The sequence below is a fragment of the Parabacteroides sp. PM6-13 genome, assembly GCF_029892605.1.
Classification (GTDB): Bacteria; Bacteroidota; Bacteroidia; order Bacteroidales; family Tannerellaceae; genus QVMG01.
On record NZ_JARXWF010000003.1, the window covers coordinates 199,407 to 221,336 of the forward strand.

At 47.0% G+C, this 21,930-nt stretch carries 19 protein-coding genes, 1 tRNA gene and 1 pseudogene; 7 read left to right on the top strand and 14 right to left on the bottom strand.

Annotated elements, in window-relative coordinates:
• Window positions 1–75 precede the first annotated feature (75 nt).
• Window positions 76–432 (bottom strand): four helix bundle protein, encoded by a 357-nt coding sequence (locus M2134_RS04330; RefSeq protein ID WP_280749835.1) that lies wholly within the window; start codon window positions 430–432, stop codon window positions 76–78.
• A gap of 82 nt (window positions 433–514) precedes the next feature.
• Between M2134_RS04330 and M2134_RS04335 the strand changes: the two genes are divergently transcribed.
• The 4 genes from M2134_RS04335 to M2134_RS04355 all read left to right on the top strand — a co-directional run bounded on the left by M2134_RS04335 (window position 515) and on the right by M2134_RS04355 (window position 9,701).
• Window positions 515–1,930, top strand: coding sequence for a glutamate synthase subunit beta (locus M2134_RS04335; RefSeq protein WP_280749957.1), 1,416 nt, complete (start codon window positions 515–517; stop codon window positions 1,928–1,930).
• A gap of 305 nt (window positions 1,931–2,235) precedes the next feature.
• Window positions 2,236–4,140, top strand: coding sequence for an amidophosphoribosyltransferase (locus M2134_RS04340; protein WP_280749836.1), 1,905 nt, complete (start codon window positions 2,236–2,238; stop codon window positions 4,138–4,140).
• 77 nt (window positions 4,141–4,217) lie between these two features.
• A complete protein-coding gene (gene carB, locus M2134_RS04350; protein ID WP_348525025.1) occupies window positions 4,218–8,594 on the top strand; it encodes a carbamoyl-phosphate synthase (glutamine-hydrolyzing) large subunit in 4,377 nt (1,458 codons plus the stop codon).
• Between the two features lie 177 nt (window positions 8,595–8,771).
• The gene (locus tag M2134_RS04355) at window positions 8,772–9,701 is read left to right on the top strand and encodes a hypothetical protein (RefSeq protein WP_280749837.1); all 930 of its coding nucleotides are present in this window, start codon (window positions 8,772–8,774) and stop codon (window positions 9,699–9,701) included.
• 86 nt (window positions 9,702–9,787) lie between these two features.
• Here M2134_RS04355 and M2134_RS04360 read toward each other — a convergent pair whose 3' ends face one another.
• The 6 genes from M2134_RS04360 to M2134_RS04385 all read right to left on the bottom strand — a co-directional run bounded on the left by M2134_RS04360 (window position 9,788) and on the right by M2134_RS04385 (window position 14,794).
• Window positions 9,788–10,216, bottom strand: a complete 429-nt coding sequence (locus M2134_RS04360) for a DUF5606 domain-containing protein (RefSeq protein WP_280749838.1) — start codon at window positions 10,214–10,216, stop codon at window positions 9,788–9,790.
• A gap of 86 nt (window positions 10,217–10,302) precedes the next feature.
• Window positions 10,303–10,884 (bottom strand): dephospho-CoA kinase, encoded by a 582-nt coding sequence (gene coaE / locus M2134_RS04365; protein ID WP_280749839.1) that lies wholly within the window; start codon window positions 10,882–10,884, stop codon window positions 10,303–10,305.
• Window positions 10,881–11,894, bottom strand: coding sequence for a CdaR family protein (locus M2134_RS04370; protein ID WP_280749840.1), 1,014 nt, complete (start codon window positions 11,892–11,894; stop codon window positions 10,881–10,883). The genes coaE and M2134_RS04370 overlap by 4 nt, the downstream gene beginning before the upstream one ends.
• Window positions 11,895–11,909: 15 nt before the next feature.
• Window positions 11,910–12,224, bottom strand: a complete 315-nt coding sequence (yajC, locus tag M2134_RS04375; protein ID WP_280749959.1) for a preprotein translocase subunit YajC — start codon at window positions 12,222–12,224, stop codon at window positions 11,910–11,912.
• 57 nt (window positions 12,225–12,281) lie between these two features.
• Window positions 12,282–13,208, bottom strand: coding sequence for a transcription antitermination factor NusB (gene nusB, locus M2134_RS04380; protein WP_280749841.1), 927 nt, complete (start codon window positions 13,206–13,208; stop codon window positions 12,282–12,284).
• Window positions 13,209–13,357: 149 nt separating this feature from the next.
• A complete protein-coding gene (locus tag M2134_RS04385; RefSeq protein ID WP_280749842.1) occupies window positions 13,358–14,794 on the bottom strand; it encodes a nucleoside hydrolase-like domain-containing protein in 1,437 nt (478 codons plus the stop codon).
• 174 nt (window positions 14,795–14,968) lie between these two features.
• Between M2134_RS04385 and M2134_RS04390 the strand changes: the two genes are divergently transcribed.
• Window positions 14,969–15,328: a DUF3276 family protein gene (locus M2134_RS04390; protein WP_280749843.1), complete on the top strand. Its 360-nt coding sequence runs from the start codon at window positions 14,969–14,971 to the stop codon at window positions 15,326–15,328.
• A 92-nt stretch (window positions 15,329–15,420) separates the two neighbouring features.
• Here M2134_RS04390 and M2134_RS04395 read toward each other — a convergent pair whose 3' ends face one another.
• Window positions 15,421–15,588, bottom strand: a complete 168-nt coding sequence (locus M2134_RS04395; protein ID WP_280749844.1) for a 4Fe-4S binding protein — start codon at window positions 15,586–15,588, stop codon at window positions 15,421–15,423.
• 162 nt (window positions 15,589–15,750) lie between these two features.
• Here M2134_RS04395 and M2134_RS04400 point away from each other — a divergent pair, with 162 nt between their 5' ends.
• On the top strand, window positions 15,751–16,455 hold the full coding sequence (locus tag M2134_RS04400) for a porin family protein (protein ID WP_280749845.1): 705 nt from the start codon (window positions 15,751–15,753) through the stop codon (window positions 16,453–16,455).
• Here M2134_RS04400 and M2134_RS04405 read toward each other — a convergent pair.
• The 3 genes and pseudogenes from M2134_RS04405 to rsfS all read right to left on the bottom strand — a co-directional run bounded on the left by M2134_RS04405 (window position 16,442) and on the right by rsfS (window position 20,450).
• Window positions 16,442–17,275 carry a phosphatidate cytidylyltransferase gene (locus M2134_RS04405; protein WP_280749960.1) on the bottom strand — a complete coding sequence of 278 codons (834 nt, stop codon included), beginning with the start codon at window positions 17,273–17,275 and terminating at the stop codon, window positions 16,442–16,444. The two genes, M2134_RS04400 and M2134_RS04405, sit on opposite strands and share 14 nt — an antisense overlap.
• Window positions 17,276–18,105: 830 nt before the next feature.
• Window positions 18,106–20,058: pseudogene (ftsH, locus tag M2134_RS04410) on the bottom strand (ATP-dependent zinc metalloprotease FtsH); the annotation flags it as partial.
• 32 nt (window positions 20,059–20,090) lie between these two features.
• On the bottom strand, window positions 20,091–20,450 hold the full coding sequence (rsfS, locus tag M2134_RS04415; RefSeq protein ID WP_280749846.1) for a ribosome silencing factor: 360 nt from the start codon (window positions 20,448–20,450) through the stop codon (window positions 20,091–20,093).
• A 178-nt stretch (window positions 20,451–20,628) separates the two neighbouring features.
• Here rsfS and M2134_RS04420 point away from each other — a divergent pair.
• Window positions 20,629–20,699 (top strand) — tRNA-Gln (locus tag M2134_RS04420).
• A 119-nt stretch (window positions 20,700–20,818) separates the two neighbouring features.
• Here M2134_RS04420 and M2134_RS04425 read toward each other — a convergent pair.
• From M2134_RS04425 to M2134_RS04435, 3 genes are all read right to left on the bottom strand, one after another.
• Window positions 20,819–21,214: a pilus assembly protein HicB gene (locus M2134_RS04425; RefSeq protein WP_280749847.1), complete on the bottom strand. Its 396-nt coding sequence runs from the start codon at window positions 21,212–21,214 to the stop codon at window positions 20,819–20,821.
• A 70-nt stretch (window positions 21,215–21,284) separates the two neighbouring features.
• A complete protein-coding gene (locus tag M2134_RS04430; protein ID WP_280749848.1) occupies window positions 21,285–21,467 on the bottom strand; it encodes a type II toxin-antitoxin system HicA family toxin in 183 nt (60 codons plus the stop codon).
• Window positions 21,468–21,590: 123 nt separating this feature from the next.
• Window positions 21,591–21,767 carry a hypothetical protein gene (locus tag M2134_RS04435; protein WP_280749849.1) on the bottom strand — a complete coding sequence of 59 codons (177 nt, stop codon included), beginning with the start codon at window positions 21,765–21,767 and terminating at the stop codon, window positions 21,591–21,593.
• Between the last annotated feature and the right edge of the window lie 163 nt (window positions 21,768–21,930).

Consider the following 21,930-nt stretch of genomic DNA (forward strand, 5'->3'; position numbering starts at 1 on the left):
AAAAGTGAAAGTTGAAAATGGATAGGGTTTCACTTTTCAACTTTCAATTAAGTAATCACTTTCAACTTTCACTTTTCAATTATTTAACTGTTTCTTCGTCGTCTTAACAATGCTTGCTAAAAGGCGAATCAGTTCAGAACAATCGGTATGGATAGAATTATAATCGGAAATAGAAATGTACTCACTGTCTTTCAACAGCATCAACCAATATCCGGTTTCATTGGCTTCTTTTAAGGAAATGTTCATTTTGTTCAGGAAATCAGGTTTGGATTGGGCATGTTCGGCTTCTCTGATAAGAGCTCCGATGGCAGTGCCACTTCTTAAGACTTGTTTGGATAGAACAAACTCGTTCTTTTCCGCACATAACCATTTGTATAGTTTTATGATCCGTAAAGCAAACTGGTAAGATTTGACAGCAACGATATTTTCCATGTAAGTATAAGGTTTTAGTTATATATAGGAGCAAAGATATACATTTTCAACTTTCAACTTTCAACTTTCAACTTTCAATTAAATAAGTATGAAGAAAGCATTTTTAAGTATACCGAGAAAAGAGGCAGGATATCGTCCTGTGATTGAACGAATAAATGACTACTCGGAAGTCGAGCAAACATTAAATAATGAAGACCGCATCCTACAGGCCTCGCGCTGTATGGATTGCGGGGTGCCCTTTTGTCATTGGGCTTGTCCGCTGGGCAACCTGATGCCCGAATACCAGGATGTCCTCCATAAAGGGAAATGGCAAGAGGCCTACTATATTTTGACGTCGACAAACAACTTCCCTGAGTTTACGGGACGTGTATGCCCCGCACTCTGCGAGAAAAGCTGTGTGTTGGCATTGACAAACGAAGCGGTTACCATCCGCGAGAACGAAGCGGCAGTGACCGAACATGCTTTCCTGGAGGGGTATGTCAAACCTTGTCCCCCGGCTACCCGCACCGGTAAGAAGGTAGCAGTGGTTGGTTCGGGACCCGCCGGATTGGCTGCTGCCGATATGCTCAACAGGCAAGGACATACGGTTGTTGTCTACGAAAAAGATAAGAAACCCGGCGGATTGCTTCGTTTTGGTATTCCCGACTTCAAGCTGAACAAAGAGATTATCGACCGGCGCCTGGCTCTGCTCGAAGCCGAAGGTATCACTTTCAAGTGCGACACAACGGTCGGCAAGGAGCTGAAGGTGAAGCAATTGATGGACGAATACGATGCTGTCTGTCTCTGCATAGGGGCCGGGCAACCGCGCGATCTCGCCCTCGAGGGTCGCTCGCTCAAGGGGGTGCATTTCGCTCTGGAGCTGTTGCGACAACAGAACCAATTGGTCGCAGGGATGGATATCCCGAAGGAAGAACGTATCTCCGCGAAAGGAAAACAGGTAGTGGTGATAGGAGGGGGCGATACAGGCTCCGACTGTGTGGGAACCTCGAACCGCCAGAAAGCGGCGAAGGTAACGCAGATAGAGATCATGCCTCAGCCGCCGGTGGGCTATAACGATGCTACTCCCTGGCCGATGTATCCCCAGATATTAAAAACCTCGAGTTCACACCTGGAAGGTTGCGAACGCCGCTGGAGTTTGGCTACTAAACGCTTTCTCGGCGAAAACGGGCAACTCATCGGCGTGGAGGTGGCCGAAGTGGAATGGAGTGTCTCGGCAGAAGGGAAAATGGAGATGAAAGAGACGGGGAAGACAGAGATTATCCCGGCCGATCTGGTGCTCTTATCGATGGGCTTTGTGCACCCGGTGCATGAAGGATTGCTGGATAAACTGGGTGTAGCCTACGATGCGCGTGGCAATGTCAAGGCCGAAAAACCCAATCAATCATCGGTTGCCAAGGTTTTTGTAGCAGGTGATGTGACCTTGGGGGCGAGTTTGGTGGTTAGGGCTATCGATTCGGGGCGGAGAGCGGCAGAGGCGATTGGTACGTTTCTGAAGTAGATAGGGATTTTTTTTGCCTAATTTGGGTAGGATTGTTGAAAATTGAAGTGTAAGCAGCAAGGGGTGATTTTTAGTTAAAATGAGTGCCTCTTGCTTACACTTCAAATGTTAACAAATGTTTACCCGCAGGAGTAATTTTAAAAACCCCTGCCATTTTGGAAAAATTCTCCCGCGGAAATATCAAAATGATATTTTGGGGTTGACTGAAAATAGGCTATTGAGGCGTATGCCCCAACCTCAAGAATGCGATAGTTTACGAATTATTCCGTACCTTTGCGTACGCAAACAAAACAAGACTGTTCAACATGGAAGAATTGAAGCATGAGTGCGGTGTGGCCATGGTCCGTTTACTGAAACCTTTGGAGTATTATCACGAGAAGTATGGTACCTGGATGTATGGACTCAATAAGCTCTACCTGCTCATGGAGAAGCAGCACAACCGCGGACAGGAAGGCGCCGGTTTGGCTTGTGTGAAGCTGGAGGCAAACGCCGGTGAAGAATATATGTTTCGCGAACGTGCTATCGGCACAGGGGCTATCCCGGAAATATTCGCGGCGGTTCACAGTCATTACAAAGACTATACGGAAGAACAGTTGAACGATCCCCTTTTTGCCAAGCGACATCTTCCTTTTGCCGGAGAGCTTTATATGGGGCATCTGCGTTACAGCACGACCGGCAAGTCGGGCATCTCTTATATCCATCCTTTTCTCAGACGCAACAACTGGCGGGCCAAGAACCTGGCCTTATGCGGCAATTTCAACCTGACCAATGTCGAAAATGTCTTCGAGGAGATCACCTCCATCGGGCAACATCCGCGGCAATATTCGGATACCTATATTATGCTCGAGCAGATGGGGCACCGGTTAGATCGCGAAGTAGAACGCTTGTATCAGCAAGGTGAAGCCGAAGGGTTGACCGGTATGGACATTACGCATGCCATTGAAGGACGGATGGATATGTCGAATGTATTGAAGCGTTGTGTGCCGGGCTGGGACGGAGGTTTCGTGATCTGCGGATTGACCGGTAGCGGTGAGTCGTTTAGCGTGCGCGATCCCTGGGGTATACGCCCTGCCTTCTATTATGTGGATGATGAGATCGTGGTGCTTGCCTCCGAACGTCCGGTTATTCAGACGGTGATGAATGTGCAATCGTACGAGGTGAACGAACTTAAACGGGGCGAATCGCTTATTGTCAACAAGGCGGGCGAGGTGCGGATGTCACAGATAGTCGAGCCGCAACCCAATCAGGCCTGTTCTTTCGAGCGGATCTATTTCTCCCGGGGTAGCGATGTTGATATCTATAAAGAGAGGAAGCGGCTGGGGTATACCCTGGTCGAACCGATCCTGAAGGCGGTCGATTATGATATTGACCATACGGTTTTCTCCTTTATTCCCAATACGGCGGAAGTGGCCTATTTCGGTATGCAGGAGGGACTCGACGAATACCTGAACAAACGAAAGAAGGAGTGGATCGCCGATCGCAACCATCTGTTGCAGGAGGAGGAATTGGAACGTATTCTCTCTATGCGGGTGCGTACGGAGAAGGTGGCGATCAAAGATATCAAACTGCGCACCTTCATTGCCGAAGGAAATAGCCGGAACGACCTGGCGGCGCATGTCTATGACATAACCTACGGAAGTCTTGAACCTTTTGTCGATAATCTGGTTGTAATAGATGATAGCATTGTGCGGGGAACAACCCTCCGACAGAGCATTATCAGCATCCTGGACAGGTTGCATCCGAAGAAGATCATCATCGTATCGTCCTCTCCACAGGTGCGTTATCCCGATTATTATGGGATTGATATGTCGCGTATGAGCGAGTTTATCGCTTTCAAAGCGGCGATAGCCTTGTTGGAAGAGAGGGGACTGACGCAGGTGATAAAAGATGTATATCATAAAGCGAAGTTGCAGGATCGCCTGCCGACCCATGAAGTGGTGAATTATGTGAAAGAGATCTATGCGCCGTTTTCGGATGAAGAGATCTCGGCCAAGATGGTCGAACTGCTTACTCCGCCGGAGGTGAAGGCACGGGTAGAGATTGTTTATCAGACATTGGAAGGGCTCCATACCTCCTGTCCCGATCATCCGGGCGATTGGTATTTCTCAGGTAACTACCCAACTCCCGGCGGCGTGATGCGGGTCAATCGGGCTTTTATCCAATTTATGGAAGATGAGTATTTACATAGGAGTGTTCCTTTACATATTTGATATTTAGAAAGACAAGTTAATCCTTGTCTTTTTTTGTACGTGATGGTATTTAGTAGAAACTTTAGCAAATAGAGAAAATGCAAAAAGACAAAGCAGCAACGCTGATCCTTGATGATGGTAGTGTGTATCAGGGATATTCGTTTGGTTATGAAGGACCGGTAACGGGCGAGGTGGTGTTTAGTACCGCCATGACCGGTTATCCGGAGAGTTTGACCGACCCTTCCTATGCAGGACAAATGATTGTACTGACCTATCCGTTGGTTGGAAACTACGGGGTACCTCCGCGTACGTTTAGTGCAAACGGGATTGCTACCCGGATGGAGAGCGAGAAGATCCATGCCAACGCCATTATCATAAGCGATTACAGCCATGAATTTAGCCACTGGAACGCAGTGGAGAGCCTCGGACATTGGCTGAAAGACGAGAAGGTTCCGGGTATTTATGGGATTGATACACGGGCGTTGACGAAGAAACTTCGTGAGACGGGAGTAATGATGGGGCGAATCGTCGTAGACGATTCTACAGTTGAAAGTGGACAGTGGACAGTGGACAATGAAGAGTTTGGGAATTACGGTGATGTGAATTATGTCGATGTGGTTTCTACAAAAGAGGTTATTACTTACAACGAAGGCCCTGGCAAGAAACGTGTCGTATTGATCGATTGCGGCGTGAAACACAATATCATACGCAGCCTTATAAACCGGGATGTGACGGTGATCCGTGTGCCCTGGAACTATGACTTTACTCAATTGGAATACGATGGCCTCTTTATCAGTAACGGGCCGGGTGACCCTGACACCTGTGTGGAGGCAGTCGAAAATATACGCAAAGCCCTCGACGGAGATAAACCGATCTGCGGGATCTGTATGGGAAACCAATTGTTGGCAAAAGCGGGAGGTGCTTCTATCTTTAAATTGAAATACGGACACCGCAGCCATAACCAGCCGGTGAAGATGGTTGGCACGGATCGTTGCTTTATTACTTCACAGAATCATGGTTATGCGGTGGATAACGATAGCCTGGGAAGTGATTGGGAACCCCTGTTTATCAATATGAACGACGGTACCAATGAAGGGATCCGCCATAAGACAAAACCGTTCTTCTCTTCCCAGTTCCACCCCGAAGCTTGTAGCGGGCCGACGGATACGGAGTTTATGTTTGATCTGTTTGTCGACACACTACATACCGGCAAACTGAATCTATTGAATAATCCCGCAACAGCGCCGAAAGAAACTCCCGCGCCCGGAAAGGTGAATAAAGTATTGGTCTTAGGATCGGGCGCTTTGAAGATCGGCGAAGCCGGTGAGTTCGACTACTCGGGCAGCCAGGCATTGAAAGCCTTAAAAGAAGAAGGGATCGAAACCATTCTGATCAATCCGAATATCGCGACGGTGCAAACCTCGGAAGGCGTGGCCGACCGGGTTTATTTCCTGCCTGTTACGCCTTACTTTGTGGAGAAGGTGATTGCCAAGGAACGTCCGGAAGGGATTCTTTTGGCCTTCGGTGGGCAGACAGCATTGAACTGCGGTGTCGCGTTGGAAAAAGAAGGTATTCTGCAAAAATATAATGTTAAGGTACTCGGAACCCAGGTGCAGGCCATTATGGATACCGAGGACCGTGAATTGTTTGTCCGCAAACTGGATGAGATCGGAGTGAAAACCATCAAGAGCGAAGCGGTGGAGAATATCGCCGATGCCCGACGGGCAGCTCGTGAACTGGGCTATCCGGTGATTATCCGCGCGGCTTACGCGTTGGGTGGATTGGGTTCCGGCTTCTGCGATAACGAAGAGGAACTGAATCTGCTGGCGGAGAAAGCATTCTCCTTCTCACCACAGGTATTGGTGGAAAAGAGTTTGAAAGGATGGAAAGAGGTTGAATATGAAGTGGTGCGCGACCGGTTCGACAACTGTATTACGGTATGTAATATGGAGAACTTCGACCCGCTGGGTATCCATACGGGAGAAAGTATCGTGATTGCTCCTTCGCAAACCCTTTCCAATGCGGATTATCATAAATTACGTGAGTTGGCCATCAAGATCATCCGTCATATCGGTATCGTTGGCGAATGTAATGTGCAATATGCTTACGACCCGGAAAGCGAAGATTATCGGGTGATCGAGGTCAATGCCCGCCTGAGCCGTTCATCGGCATTGGCATCGAAAGCAACGGGTTATCCTTTGGCTTTTGTGGCGGCGAAGTTGGGATTGGGTTACGGGTTGTTCGATCTGAAGAACTCGGTTACCAAGACTACCACCGCTTTCTTCGAGCCGGCATTAGACTATGTGGTCTGTAAGATCCCGCGTTGGGACTTAGGCAAGTTCCATGGTGTCGATCGTGAACTGGGATCGAGTATGAAGTCGGTTGGCGAGGTGATGGCGATCGGGCGTACCTTCGAAGAGTCCTTGCAGAAAGGATTGCGTATGATCGGGCAGGGGATGCACGGTTTTGTGGAAAACAAAGAACTGGTGATCGAAGATATCGATAAAGCTTTACGCGAACCGACCGACCGGCGAATCTTTGTGATCAGCAAAGCTTTCCGCGCCGGATATACCATCGATCAGATTCATGAGTTGACGAAGATCGATAAGTGGTTCCTGCAAAAGCTCTATGAAATTATTGAAACAGCGGAAGAACTGGAGAAATACGGTGAACTATCGGAAGTCTCCGACCTCCTGTTGCGCCATGCCAAGCAACAAGGCTTCTCGGACTTCCAGATCGGACGCGCCGTCTTTAAAGAAGAGGCCGACCTGGAACAAATGAGTCTTCGGGTACGTGCGGATAGAAAGAGTAGGGGAATCCTGCCCGTTGTGAAGCAGATCGATACGTTGGCTGCCGAATATCCGGCGCAGACCAACTATCTCTATATGACGTACTGCGGCACGGAGAACGATGTGCAATACCAGGGCGATCATCGCTCGATCATCGTTTTGGGTTCGGGCGCTTACCGGATCGGTAGCTCGGTCGAGTTCGACTGGTGCGGCGTACAAGCATTGAATACCATACGCAAAGAAGGCTGGCGTTCGGTGATGATCAACTACAATCCCGAAACGGTGTCGACCGATTACGATATGTGCGACCGGTTGTACTTCGACGAACTGACGTTCGAACGGGTGATGGATATCCACGAACTGGAGAACCCGCACGGGGTGATTGTATCGACCGGCGGACAGATTCCCAATAACCTGGCGATCCGCCTGGATGAACAACAGGTACATATCCTGGGTACTTCGGCCCGAAGTATCGACAACGCGGAAGACCGCGAGAAGTTCTCCGCCATGCTCGACCGGATCGGTGTGGATCAACCCCGCTGGAAAGAGCTTTCTTCCATGGAGGATATCAATAGCTTCGTCGAAGAAGTCGGTTTCCCGGTATTGGTACGTCCGAGTTATGTGTTGAGTGGCGCGGCGATGAATGTCTGCTCCAACCCCGAAGAACTGGAACGTTTCCTGAAGCTGGCAGCGAATGTGAGCAAGAAACATCCCGTGGTGGTCAGCCAGTTTATCGAATATGCCAAAGAAGTCGAAGTCGATGCTGTGGCCGATAAAGGCGAGATCGTGATGTATGCTATCTCGGAACATATTGAGTTTGCCGGCGTCCATTCCGGAGATGCCACGATCCAGTTCCCGGCCGAAAAGCTTTATGTCGAGACCGTACGCCGGATCAAGCGCATCAGCAAAAAGATCGCCAAAGAATTGAATATATCGGGACCCTTTAATATCCAGTACCTGGCAAAAGGAAACGAGATCAAGGTGATCGAATGTAACCTGCGCGCTTCCCGGAGTTTCCCGTTTGTGAGCAAGGTATTAAAGATCAACTTTATCGAACTGGCCACGCGCATTATGCTCGGCCTGCCGGTAGAGAAACCCGCCAAGAACGAGTTCGACCTGGATTATGTAGGGATCAAAGCCTCGCAGTTCTCTTTCAACCGCTTGCAAAAGGCCGACCCCGTCTTGGGTGTCGATATGGCCTCTACGGGCGAAGTCGGTTGCCTGGGCAATGATGTGTCGGAAGCGATCCTGACCAGTATGCTGTCGGTCGGTCAACGCGTTCCGGAGAAGAATATCCTGCTTTCGACCGGTACTACTAAACAGAAAGTCACGATGCTCGATGCTGCCCGAATGCTCTCGGCCAAAGGATACAACCTTTACGCGACAGGCGGAACTCATCGTTTCCTCGAAGAGAACGGTATCGCCAATACGAAGGTCTACTGGCCCAGCGAAGAAGGACATCCGCAGGCACTGGATCTGTTGCGTGAGAAGCAAATCGATATGGTAGTTAATATCCCGCGCGACCTGACCGCCCGCGAACTGAGCAACGGATACCAGGTGCGCCGTGCCGCGATCGACCTGAACGTGCCGTTGATCACGAATGCCCGCCTGGCAAGCGCCTTTATCGAAGCCTTCTGCACGCTGAGTCTCGATGATATTCATATCAAAAGCTGGCAGGAATATTGATTGGTAAAAAGATAGTGTACCGTGCTGAAATAGTGAATAATAAGCCGGTATTTGTGAATGACTTTGCACAGGCAATACACTAAATTCGCCTCCTATTAGCGATAATAGGGGGCGAGTTTTTTTGAGGCATACTCAAGTAATTAGGCCGCCGTAATTTAATAATAAACTCACTGTATCATGAAAAAAGTTATTGTGTTAGTTGCGGCTATATGCTGCATTCCGTTTGTGTTTAATTCGTGTGATAATGCGCTGACAGAAGAAAAGGGGCATGAAGTCATGCTGACAAAAGCAGATGTTCCCGAATTTGGTTATTGTGGGGAACCGTATGTGACTCCCCTTATTGCCGGCAAACAAACCCCGGTAGGAACGATTACGGTAGGGAATGATAAGGAAAATCTGTATGTGACCTATGCCTTGGATGCCTCCTGGAGTTTGAGCGATACCAAATTGTTTGTGGGTGATGATGCCGATATTCCGTTTAACGGTAATAATCCTCAAATGGGACATTTTCCTTATAAAACGACTCATTCTCCGGCAGTGAATACCTTTACGTATGTTATTCCTTTGGAAGAAATTTCAGCATGTGTGACGGTTGCTGCACAAGGTGATGTTGTTCCGCTGGAAGGAAAGAAGGAAAGTGCCTGGGGCGAAGGGGATGCGCTCGGAAAGAATGGCTCGATGAAATTTGAATACTGCGTGCAGGAGTGTATCGAAGTTCCGGCTGAACCGATCGATTATCAGACAGAATCCGCCTGGTCGGCAGGTGATCGTTATACAGAACAAGGAAACTGGGCAACCTTCACGGCTTATACCGGTGAGGAGTTGACGGTTCCTGTTATAGCCGGGAAGTCGATTGAAGTCGGTACGGTTACATTCTCTGAGGTAGTTGATGGCAATATCACGATTACAATCGCCTTGACCGGTGGTTGGGAACTGAATGCAAAGAAAACGGAAACCGTGAAGATCCAGGGATATGACGTGGCACCTTCAGGAAATCCGGCTCCGGGTCAGTTCGCTACCTATAAGGGAGAATCATTGGTTGTCGATGTGCCGGCGTCTGAATATTATGGCATCCACCTGGATGTACGATTGCCTATTTATGAATAAGGTATAGGCCAATAAAAAAGAGTTAGAGCAGTCAGCGTAGTAATATCTTAACTACGCTGACTGCTCTGACTCTTTTAAATATTTCTTTATGCCTCTTCCTTCGTTTCCGGTTCTTCTTTCTTAGCCGGAGAAAAGTCTGTTATGCCATTTTCAATTAACAGATTGTACCAGTTCAACAGTTTCTTAATGTCGTTGGGGTATACGCGGTCGCGGTCGTGATCGGGCAATACTTCCAGCATATAGGCTCTCAGTTCGTCTGGTTTGGCCTTTGAGGGCACAAAACCTACCTTCTGTCCGTTTTCCTTTTCTTTGACGAGGGTCAATACTTCGTGTAAAGGTTTTTCTTCCTCTATCGTATATATGGCGATATCTCCCAGGGAGATGATTTTGTCGGTTGCGTAGGCTGGTATTCTTTTTTTGTCGATTAAGGATTCAATGATCAACATATTTTTTCCTTGTGATACAAGTTTGTATAATCCGGGTCTGCCGGAAACGGATAAAATTTCTTTCAACATAATCGGTTTCTTTTGTGTTTAACTTTGAAGCTGCAAAAGTAATATAACTGTTGGATAAATAAGCAAACCGAAGGAGGAAAAACGGTTTACCCCTGGCGTATAGCTGCGATAATGGCTTCGGTTTGTGGGATAATGGCCCGAAGATCATCGTTGTAAATCACGTAGTTGGCTTTTTCTTTTTTTATTTCATCAGAAAGCTGGCTTTGTATGCGGCGTTCTACCTCTTCGCGGGAGACAGCATTGCGTCGGCAGGCTCTTTCGATGCGTAATGCCTGCGGGGCATATACCATCAGGCTGACGTCTACGATTCGGTCGAATCCCGATTCAAACAATATGGCCGATTCGATGGCAGCCAAGTCGCTCTCCTGTTGTTTTACCCATTGCAGGAAATGGCGGTTGACCTCCGGGTGGATAATGGCGTTCACCTTTTCCAGCCGTTCCGGATCTCCGAATATATGCGAAGCCAGGAGCGGGCGGTTGAGCCCTTCCGGGGTGTATAGCTCGCTACCGAACAGGGCGGTGAGCTGTTCTCGGATGATAGGGGAGGAGTCGGTCAGTTTTTTACTTTCTTCATCGGCGATGTAGACAGGGATGCCCATCACGCCTAATAAGGTAGCGACAACTGTTTTCCCGCTTCCGATTCCGCCTGTGATGCCAATCGTTTTCATTCTGTCCGGCGATCTTGTTCGAGGATAAACTCGATCTGCTCCGGAGAGATCGATGCCGAGCGTATCCAACCCGGTTGTGTGGATAAAGCGATGGAGGTGACTCCCGTCAGGTTCTGTTCCAGTTCCGAGAAGGGAACTAATATGCGGAAATCCTTTTCCGTCAGGTCGCGGAAGCGGCTCATGGGAACACTGGATACCACCTTGGCTGTAGGCGGAAACAGGCGTACGGTGAAATCGGCCGGCAGGCCTGTGACGGTGATTGGTATTTCCAATGTCTTTTCTGTGAACTCTTCGACAGGCACCGTGAGGGTGACCATCTCCTGGTCGAAAGAGACGCCGGGTTGTTTCTCCAGTTTTACCTGGCGGGTTGTCGTTTTGTTTACTTTGGTGATTTCCGTATAGGCCGTTTTTACCTCCGTGATGGAGTCGAGAATGGTTTCGGCAGCATATATATCCACCGTTCTTGGTGATATGATCACTTCGCCTGAGCGGTGGAAACCGGCAGAGGGCTGAATCCTGCCGTTGAAAACAATGGGCACCCTTTTCTCTTTCATACGGCTGTAACGGATCTCGAACGGTCCCGGTTCGAACCCGGTCAGCGAGGTGCTTGCCAATAATTGTTTGTAAATATCGGCTTCAATCTCTTTCCGCTCGATGGTGAGCTGTCCCTTTTCGATAGGCAGCTCTTTCAGATTGAGCTCGATAGGGTTGAACTTACGGCCAAACGAATAGTTGAGCAACACGCTTCCCTTGTCTCTGACCCGGGCGGTGACTTTGGTGGGTATCGTGTCGCTGAAGGCGATCTCGGCGGGCACATCTTTGTAGCGGATAGGGAGTGTGATCTCTATCTCATAATCCTGTTGCAGGCTCTGCAGATACCAGAAGCCAAACGATAACAGGACAAAAGCCAGGAAGATCAAGGTCTCTTTCCACTTCTGACGATGAAAAATGACCCTGATCTTTCGCTGAACAGACTTGAATGGTTTTTTATTCTCCTCAAGCCGTGACATATAAACTGTTTTTAATTATTTCTGTTGTGCGTCTTCCGTAGAGGCAAATACGGAGGTTTTGTCGATACGGATACGAACACCGTCGGCTATTTCGATCAGCATATATACGTCGCCAATCTCTTTGATCTTGCCATAGATACCTCCGGCAGTAACGACTTTATCGCCTACGGCTAATGCTTCGCGTGCTTTCTGTACGTCTTTTTGTCTTTTCTGTTGCGGACGAATCATCAGGAAATAGAAGATAGCGATGATCGCAACCATCATCAATAAACCTGACCAGGGGTTTCCTCCGGTGGCAGGCGCTTGTAATAAAATGCTCAATAAATTCATATTCATTTGATTTTTATGTTAATTCCATGCGGATAGTTACAAATGTAGGTATTATTCTTAATCTTTGAACAAAACCTTTTCTTTTTTTAACTCACCGATAATGGAATCAAGCACTCCGTTGATAAAGGTACCGCTCTTGGGGGTGCTGTAGTATTTGGCGGCATCGATGTATTCGTTGAGGGTCACACTCACCGGGATGGTCGGGAAATTCATGATCTCCGCCATGGCCACCTGCATAATGATGAGGTCCATTTGCGCGATGCGCTCTGTCTCCCAGTTTTTCAAATGTTTCTCGATGCGCTCACGGTATTCGTCCCCATGCAGGAGCGACTGCCGGAAAAGACGAACGGCAAAATCGCGGTCTTCCATATCTTTAAACATCGGAAGAAGCGTTTGGCTCTCGCCGGTCTGTTCTTCAAAACGTTTGATGGTCTTCAAGGTGAAGGTGGCAACAATATCGATGTCGTCGTTCCAGTAGATACTTTTCTCTTCCAGGTATTCTTCCACCATTTCATTGCCACAGATATGCTTTTTGAAGAAAGCGCGCCAGAACTCCTGATCGGCCTCATACGAATCGTTTGCGTCGTTGAGATAATCGGCATATAGATCGGATGCCAACAGGATATCTAACAGGTTTTTAATGAAATCCGCATCGTTGCTCCATGACAAGGAATGCTCTTCGGTGTAAGCCAGCAACTCTTTGTTTTTGGCCAACTGAGCCGCAAAACGATTGTCAGCGAGCTTCATGTTGGGATGCAGATCCGTTTCCGTCGGGCGCAGTTTGTGCTTGCGGTTGTCGAGAATACGTTGATGCAGATAGGTGATTTCTGTGATGAGGAGTAGAAAACAATGGTATAAGTCATACGACTTTTGCAGGCTGAAGAGCAACTCTTTTTCAGCCACTTTGAGGTCTCCGTTTCCGTTTTGGCAAAAGGAATAGACTATTTGCAAAACTTTGATGCGGATAAGAATTCTGTTAATCATCGTTTGAAGGAACTTCTTTTGTTGTTATCGCCGGCAAAGGTAATGAATTCCCCGATATTATTCGATATACAAAAAAAATTCTCACCCGCATGAGAAAAAATTCTCATGCGGGTGAGAATAAAAAAAAGGCACGATTACCTCCTTTGAATTCATTGGATGGCTTCGAGGATGACTCTCCTGTAGCTCTTCAGCAGATGCGCTCCGTCGTCGGTTACTTCGCAAATCACATGCATGGTTTTGCCTGCGGCATCGGTCGGTATAAGGAGGGTGGCGCGAGGGCTGTTTGCGTTTTCTATCTCGATCGAGCCGTTATAAGTTCCCGGTTCGGGCATGGCCCACCAGTGAAAACGGAGGTTGTCGCCGTCTGGATCATACGACTTTGAGGCGTCCAGCGTTACTGTTTTACCTGTTTGGGTAGCGATATGGATCGCTTCGAGTCCTTTTTCTTTGTTCACGATAACCACCGGGTTGCGATTGCCTTTTCCTTCGTTCGCCCAATCCATGCGTGCCGCGAAGTTGGCAAAGGTAGCGGGGTAGAAATAGTGTTCGTAGCGATTGGAAATCTCCTTGACGCGTTCGTCTACATTGGTATAGCAGGAGGTGATGCCGTCGCGGCTCATGCCCCATTCGAAATAGCCTCCCCAGCCGGTCTCTTTGCTTTCGCTCGGGTCGTGCAGCCCGTTAGGCAATACATGCAGGAAGGAGGGGGTGTCGCCCTCTACGCCCCATTTGTTCTTCGGGTAAATGCGTCCTAAGTTCCCATGTTTTTGGATGTGTGTGGCATACTCATTCCAGCTTTTCGAGCCGAGGTCGTTCTGATTCAACCAAGCGCTTTCATCCCAGATGAAATGAATATCTTTACCAAACTCCTTACGCATCCACTGGTGCGAGCTGAATGCGAAATTTTTGGCATCACCAATAGGTACATCCTGGTCGGTGATGGTGTACACACGCAATTTACGTGCAAAGGTCTTCGCCTCTGCCTCACTGCGTTCCTGCTTCACTTTCCAAAGGGCTTGCGCCAGGGTGTTGGCTCCTCCCCAGGCTAATACCCAGAGGGGACGATCGTCGGTTTCGTCGACCAGTCGGATAATGAAATCACTGCCGTCCGAATGATTCTCCTCACCCAATTGGGCAACGCCCAGTTCGAGGCTGCCATACATGGCGCGGCTTCTAAGGTAGTCGGGGCTTGGCCAATAGCCTATCATCTGCTTTTCCGATTCTTTCTCGACCGGAAGAAACGAGGTCTGCTCCGAACGTTTCATCAGGTTGGGCAGATCCTTTTCGTAGGTATCGATCACCGTCGTCAGACTGTCTTTCCAACTCTTTGGATAGGCGCGGCCGCTGCTGTTCCATCCGCCCGATACGATCAATGCTTCGATTTCATACAAATCGGCATGAACCAACAGCCGGATCATCGACTCCATATCATCGGGCTCAATGTCGCCCGGCGCAATATCGGTCAATACAACAATACGGGGCTTCAAGGAGTCGCTGCCGAAAACGGGCTTATTCTCCGTTGTGGCACACGATGACAACAGGAATATCATCAGTAGGCAGATGATAAAGGCAGGTTTGTTTTTCATGATATATTTTATTAGATATAATTTCTACAAATGTAAGCCTGCTTTCGGATTAAAACAACTTGAATTGGGGCTTGTTTAACTGTTTTCTTTTGTAAAATAGTTGTTATTTAAAAAAAAATTCACATATTTGAGCGAGTTATGAATTTGGGTGGGAAATAATAAATGTTAGCTGTCATGGAAGACTTGAACAAAAAATCGCATGTTGAAGGTGGCGACAAAGAGATCTTGTATTCGAAAGCCATTAAAGCCGGGAAGCGTATCTATTACTTAGATGTTAAGAAGAACCTGAAAGATGATCTGTTTCTGGCGATAACGGAAAGCAAAAAGGTACAATCGAAAGATGGAGTACAAGTAAGCTTTGAGAAACACAAGATCTTTTTATACAAAGAAGATTTTGAGAAGTTTATGGATGGAATGGGTGAAGTAATCAACTACATCAAACAACGGAATGCAGAAAAGGATCAGCTCCCTATCGCTGAAGAAAAAGGAGATGAAGCCGCTTCCGGTGATATTCAAATCGATATAGAATTCTAAAAATAAACAGCCAAAAAGGAAACGGGCTATACATGATCAGATGTATAGCCCGTTTTTATAGGTATTGGTAACCTATTTCTTTTGCATGGTGTTTAAGCCTGGTGGATTGCTTCTGTCGGACAGGCGTCAGCACAAGTTCCGCAATCGGTGCATAATTCCGGGTCGATAGCATAGATATCACCCTCTGAAATAGCGCCTACCGGACATTCGTCAATACAACTACCACATGCAATACAATCGTCGCTAATTACGTAAGCCATTGTTCTAAACTTTAAATTGATACTATAATTACTATTAATCGTACAACAAAAGTATGTCTTTCTTTGGAGATATAAAAATAGTAGGCGGTAAATTTCTTATTTCACCCTCTCTTTGCAATAACTTTTCGAGTTTTACGTTACTACTAATAAACTGTTGAATAGGTGAGAAAAGGACTCTTTATTCTATCTGTATTTCTGTTTGCTGTCGGATTAGCAAACGCACAGACCGAGCGGGTGAAGAACCAGCCCTATGCCGATATGAAATTGTATCATCTCGGTTTTCATGTGGGGCTTCATTCGCAAGATATGATATTGACCCATAGTGGTTTGATGGAGAACGGGGAAACGTGGTTTGCGGAAATCCCCTCCTATAATCCCGGCTTTAGTGTTGGGGTGATAGGCGATATGTATCTAAGCCCTTACTTCAACCTGCGTGTGGTTCCTACCCTGCATTTTGGTGACAAAACTTTTATGTTTCGTGAGAAAGAGACTGGCGAAGAGTTTCGCACGGATATACGTGCCAACTACCTGACGCTTCCGGTCAATATAAAGTATAGTGCTTTGCGCCTGAATAACTATCGTCCCTATCTGATCGGAGGGGTGTATGGGCAAATGGATATCGGTCGTAAGAAGGGGAATCCCCTGTTGATGAAAGGGTTCGATTTTGGTGTGGAGTTTGGTGTTGGATGTGATATTTACCTTCCTTTCTTCAAATTGTGTCCGGAAATCAAATTCTGTTTCGGTTTGGGCGATATGCTGGATAAAAAGCGTAGCGACCTGAAAGACGATCTCAATCTAATGAAATACACCAATGCACTCTCCAGGGCAAGCTCCCGGATGGTGGTGATTACCTTTAATTTTGAATAAATAGTTCGATATAGATATAGGCGGCGGGAATGGCTAACAGAAGACTGTCGAAGCGATCCAGCATGCCTCCGTGACCGGGTAATACTTTGCCTGAATCTTTCACTGCAAGGGTCCGTTTCAGTAACGACTCCACCAGGTCTCCCCAGGTGCCAAACACACTGACAACAATTGCAAATCCCACCCAGAAATACCAAGGCATTTCAGGTACGAACCAGGCAAAAGCCAGAGAAGAAAGGATGGCTGTAATACAACCTCCCCAGAACCCTTCCCAGGATTTTTTCGGTGAGATGCGCTCGAACAGGCGATGTCGTCCGAACAGGGAGCCTATCAGATAGGCACCGGTGTCGTTGAGCCAGATAAAGACAAATATCGCCAATACAAATAGAGGAATATGAGAAAACGCTCCGGTTGTATTAGGCATGACAGCCAGGAAGTTCAAGAGTGAAAGCGATCCGGCACAATAGGCCTGGGCAAAAAAGGAGATGCCCCAGTTCTTTAGCGGATTGGTGTCTTTATAGTAGAGTTCAAAAATAAGAATGAACACCAGAAAGGCGATATAGGGAAGGAAGACCATTTTTCCAAAAATCCCTTGGGCGTAAGCAAAGGTGGCAGCAAAAAGATAGACCCCCCCCAGGGTGTAGAACAGACGTTTGATGGGTGAGCTTACATAGTGCTCGGTGATTCCATAAAATTCCCATATAGTGAATCCCGTAATGCCACACAATAAGAGAAGGAAAGTATAGGGGTGACAGCATATGCCTCCAATGATGACGGCAACAAAAATAATACCTGTCAGGGCTCTTTTTATCAGGTTTTTCAGCACGATCGTTCCAATAGTGAATTTATTTCATGCAAATATAAAGAATTAATTCAAACAGGCTACGGTTAACAGCTTTATTACCTATAAAAACAAAAAAGGCACCTCCGAAGGGGCGCCTTTTCTATACTTATAGGTGATTAATCGAATAGGGAAGGATAGGAGGGAGGAGTCTTTTTATCCTTTACCTCGGGTTCCGGTTCCTGCACTTTGGGTTCCGGTTCCAATTCGAATGTCAGTTCCAGGGGTTGCTCTGCAGGGGTAATCTTTTCTTCCTGTACTATCACTTTCTCTTCTTCCACTACTTCCTGTATCTCTTCTACCTGCATCTCTGCCGGTTGTTCAATAACGGGCTCTTCCGGTTCGGGTGTAGGTTCCGTTACGATCTCTTCTTCTACAACCGGTTCTTCTTTCTTTTTCCGCGGAGCTCTCTTTTTGATAACAGGCTCTGGCGTGGGTTCCGGCATAGGCTCCGGTTCCGGCGTAGACTCCGGTTTAGGGTCAGGGGTAGGAGCAGGATCTGTATTGAATTTCACAACAAAATCGGCAAATTCCTCTTCCTCGGCAAGGGGGGCTTCTTCTATTACCTCCTCTTGCTCCATATGGGAATTGGTTTCTGCGATTGCCTCCGGCTCCATAACAGGTTCCTCTTTTACAGGCTCCGGATCTTTTGCAGTTTCAATCGATTCGGATTCCTGAGGCTCATCTACTGCTGCCGGTTCATTGATCGGTTGCTCTTCAGCAGGTGTTTCTTGAGGCTCAACAATAGCTGTCGCTTCTTCTGTTTCTTCTTTTTGAGCATTCAGTTCAGCCTCTTCTTCGGCTTTCTTTTTATTTGCCTCTTCCTGCAAAGCCATGATCTCCTGTGAGCGCGATACCCAGGCTCGTTTTCCGAATATATGTTCTACGTCTTCGGTATAGATCACCTCCCGTTCAAGCAATACTTGCGACAGTTTGTTGTGCCCTTCGCTATTGTCTGACAGGATTTGTTTGGCGCGATCGTATTGCTCGTTGATGATACGCTGCACCTCCTGGTCGATCAGTTTCGCTGTGTCTTCACTATAAGGCTTGGTGAATCCCCAATCCTGGCCGGTTGAGTCGTAATAGTTCAGGTTGGGCAATTTGTCGCTCATCCCGAAATAGACAACCATGGCATAAGCCTGTTTGGTAACACGCTCCAGGTCGTTGGATGCACCGGTCGAGATCTTTCCGATAAAGAGCTCTTCGGCTGCGCGACCTCCCAAGGTGGCACACATCTCATCCAGTAATTGTTCGCGGTTGGTGATTTGTCGCTCTTCGGGCAGGTACCAGGCAGCGCCCAATGCCTTGCCACGTGGCACGATAGTCACCTTCACCAGCGGGTTGGCATGTTCCAGCATCCAGCTTAGTGTGGCGTGTCCGGCTTCGTGAATAGCAATGCTTCGGCGTTCGTCAGCGGTGGTGATGCGCGAGCGTTTTTCCAGACCGCCGACAATTCGGTCGACCGCGTTCATAAAGTCCTCTTTCTGTACGAACTTCTTGCCTCCACGCGCGGCGATCAATGCCGCTTCGTTACATACATTGGCTATATCAGCTCCCGAGAAGCCCGGTGTCTGGCGTGCCAAAAATTCAGAATCGACAGACTCATCTATCTTAATCGGGCGCAGATGTACGCTGAAGATCTCTTTGCGTTCGTTCAGGTCGGGCAGCTCCACATGGATCTGGCGGTCGAAACGTCCGGCACGCAAGAGGGCTTTATCGAGAATATCCGCGCGGTTCGTTGCCGCCAGAATAATCACTCCGCTGTTCGATCCGAATCCATCCATCTCTGTCAGGAGCTGGTTCAGGGTGTTCTCGCGTTCATCGTTGCTGTTCATATTGGCGTTCTTTCCACGGGCACGCCCTACCGCATCGATCTCGTCAATGAAAACAATACAAGGTGCTTTCTCTTTTGCCTGACGGAACAGGTCACGCACACGCGATGCCCCTACACCGACAAACATCTCGACAAAGTCGGAACCCGACAGGGAGAAGAACGGCACATTGGCTTCGCCAGCAACTGCCTTGGCCAGCAATGTTTTACCGGTTCCCGGAGGGCCTACCAACAAGGCACCCTTCGGTATCTTACCTCCCAGTTCGGTATATTTGCCCGGATCTTTGAGGAAAGAAACGATCTCTTCCACCTCCTGCTTGGCTTCGGCCAGTCCCGCCACGTCGCGGAAGGTGACCTTTTTATCATTATCCTTGTCGAATAGTTGTGCTTTTGCCTTGCCTACGTTGAAAACCCCTCCGGCACCTCCTCCGGCAGCGCCCGACATCCTACGCATCATAAAGATCAGGAATGCGATCATCAATATAAAAGGAATAAGAGACAAGAGCGAGTTCCAGATGGCATTGTCGCCCTCCTCGAACCGAACAGGTGTTTTTATGCCATATTCTGCCACGACACTGTCGTAGAAATCGGTAAACTTGTCGGCAGACGGTATCTTTATGTAGGCTTTGGGGTTTACTCCCAAGTCTGTATTTCCTCCTTTGAAAACAAGGCCTAATTTATTGCTTCTGACAGAAGCTTCAATCAGATTCTTCTTGTTTAAAACGACTAACTTCTCGAAGGCATCCTCTTTCATGAGCTGCTGAAACTCCGTCCAATCCAACTCTTTGCTCGACGATGTCTCATTGGTCATTAACAAACCTGCCAGAACAATAAAGATAATCGCGTACATCCAATACAGGTTGAAACGCATGAACTTTGGCTTGTTGTTCTTGGGGTTCTTATTCGGTAATTTGTTGTTGTCTTCTTCTTCCATCTCTTTGTCTTGACTATTGTTGTTATTACAGCTTAATCCAAGTCAGGAACGGCTGTCAATTTGGCATCAGCCCATAAGGTGTCCAAATTGTAAAAGGCGCGTAACTCTGGCAAAAAGATATGGACAAGAACCGTGCCATAATCCATGCCGATCCACTGCGCTGCCTGATATCCGGCTACAGACAGGGGTTTTTCCTTTGCCTCTTTTCGGGCAAATTCCCATACCGAGTCTGATAAGGCCGATACCTGCGATGGGGTATTCCCTTCGCAGATCACCATATATTGGCAAATAGTGCCTGCTATCTTTGTTAAATCAACTGTTACTATGTTTTTTCCCTTTTTTTCCTGTAAACCGGAAACAATTGTGTCTACTAATGCTTTTGCTTCATCCATGTAATTAACCTTCTATTTTTGAGGTGCAAATATACTTTATTCTTTTCATAAAAGGAGCCAGTCCATTTCTAATAATGAAACAATCCTTCTGTTTGAAAAGTTGAGACAGTAAAAAAACTATTCCTATTTTTTGTTACTTTTCAAAAACTGCCTATATTTGCAGCCGAAAACAGGTAATTGTTCTATGGTGTAATGGTAGCACAACAGATTCTGGTCCTGTTTGTCCAGGTTCGAGTCCTGGTAGAACAACAACAAAAGCCGCTTAATAGCGGCTTTTGTTGTTTAAATATACAGAGAAGTAAAGGAGCGTGTTTCAAAAAATCCCCCCCCCCGAATCTCAACTGAAATCTGGGGGATCCTGATACTATTCAGAATTTAGCTGCTGCTAATTCGTTTCCTATAGCATGGACACTGGCCATTATTTTACCGTATTGCTTTTCACTTGCTTGTGCCAATCCGTTTTTGTATCTACGAAGTAACGAGGGGTTAATGCCTGTTTTGCGTGCCAACTCGGAGACATTCAAAATTGTAAAGTAATTAAAGAAAGATTGAAGATCGTATTTCCACTCAAACTCTATTTCGGGTGTATCTTTGCCTTCTTCCGCATTCATTGCCTTTATGTCATTATAGGCACTCAATAGGTCATTTTTAGCTTCTTCTGCCGTATCTCCATAACCAAGCAGTCCGAAACCGTCAAACTCCTGATCTGTATAACAGGAATAAAAGCCATCCGAGGCTTTTTCAATAACAAAAACTACTTTCATATTCTTATCCATTTTAATGTAAAGATAAAGTTCAAAATTATGAGATTCATTACCGAAAGAAAGGTTGGTCTTAAATCCCCGCCAACTTCCTGATTGATTTCTCTGTAGTCTTGGCAACCTCATGGCTGGCGTGCCGTGGTACTGGAAATCTCTTTCCGGTTATCGGGCTGAACCACATATCATGCTTGCTCCCATGTCGTACAAGAAAACAACCTGCAGCTTTTAATTCTGCAATCAGTTCTGAATACTTCATAAATAAGAAGAACTTTAATTTAACACCACAAATGTAACGATTTTGTTTCAATTAGGCAAGGCTATAGGTAAGACTAAATGTAACGTTTTTGTTCTTTTTAACATAGGTACGGTTTCTGGATAATTATTTAGATGTCCTAGTTCGTATCACCATCTCTAAAAAATACTCTCTGTGTTCTTCTTTGTCGGCAATCTGCTCAAATACAGACAAACAAATGACATCAGACTGCAGAGCTTTCAAAACGGCAATCTTACCGGAACGATCAAGTACAATAAACGCTTGATTATCAGATTTTGTCATGCTTGGGCATTTCACAACTAAATAAAAACCAGCAATATAAAGTGGTGTAAATCTATTGTATAGCAATTTGTTTATATTTTACTTATTTCTAATATCTTGGTAGAACAACGAAGAAAGCCGCTTAAATAGCATCTTTTGTCGGTTAAATACGCTGCTTTACTTA

Excerpts from the sequence above, each read along its gene's own strand:
- M2134_RS04330 (WP_280749835.1), bottom strand. The coding sequence starts at position 432 with ATGGAAAATATCGTTGCTGTCAAATCTTACCAGTTTGCTTTACGGATC.
- M2134_RS04340 (WP_280749836.1), top strand. The coding sequence starts at position 2,236 with ATGGAAGAATTGAAGCATGAGTGCGGTGTGGCCATGGTCCGTTTACTG.
- carB (WP_348525025.1), top strand. The coding sequence starts at position 4,218 with ATGCAAAAAGACAAAGCAGCAACGCTGATCCTTGATGATGGTAGTGTG.
- M2134_RS04355 (WP_280749837.1), top strand. The coding sequence starts at position 8,772 with ATGAAAAAAGTTATTGTGTTAGTTGCGGCTATATGCTGCATTCCGTTT.
- M2134_RS04360 (WP_280749838.1), bottom strand. The coding sequence starts at position 10,216 with ATGTTGAAAGAAATTTTATCCGTTTCCGGCAGACCCGGATTATACAAA.
- coaE (WP_280749839.1), bottom strand. The coding sequence starts at position 10,884 with ATGAAAACGATTGGCATCACAGGCGGAATCGGAAGCGGGAAAACAGTT.
- M2134_RS04370 (WP_280749840.1), bottom strand. The coding sequence starts at position 11,894 with ATGTCACGGCTTGAGGAGAATAAAAAACCATTCAAGTCTGTTCAGCGA.
- yajC (WP_280749959.1), bottom strand. The coding sequence starts at position 12,224 with ATGAATTTATTGAGCATTTTATTACAAGCGCCTGCCACCGGAGGAAAC.
- nusB (WP_280749841.1), bottom strand. The coding sequence starts at position 13,208 with ATGATTAACAGAATTCTTATCCGCATCAAAGTTTTGCAAATAGTCTAT.
- M2134_RS04385 (WP_280749842.1), bottom strand. The coding sequence starts at position 14,794 with ATGAAAAACAAACCTGCCTTTATCATCTGCCTACTGATGATATTCCTG.
- M2134_RS04390 (WP_280749843.1), top strand. The coding sequence starts at position 14,969 with ATGGAAGACTTGAACAAAAAATCGCATGTTGAAGGTGGCGACAAAGAG.
- M2134_RS04395 (WP_280749844.1), bottom strand. The coding sequence starts at position 15,588 with ATGGCTTACGTAATTAGCGACGATTGTATTGCATGTGGTAGTTGTATT.
- rsfS (WP_280749846.1), bottom strand. The coding sequence starts at position 20,450 with ATGGATGAAGCAAAAGCATTAGTAGACACAATTGTTTCCGGTTTACAG.
- M2134_RS04425 (WP_280749847.1), bottom strand. The coding sequence starts at position 21,214 with ATGAAAGTAGTTTTTGTTATTGAAAAAGCCTCGGATGGCTTTTATTCC.
- M2134_RS04430 (WP_280749848.1), bottom strand. The coding sequence starts at position 21,467 with ATGAAGTATTCAGAACTGATTGCAGAATTAAAAGCTGCAGGTTGTTTT.
- M2134_RS04435 (WP_280749849.1), bottom strand. The coding sequence starts at position 21,767 with ATGACAAAATCTGATAATCAAGCGTTTATTGTACTTGATCGTTCCGGT.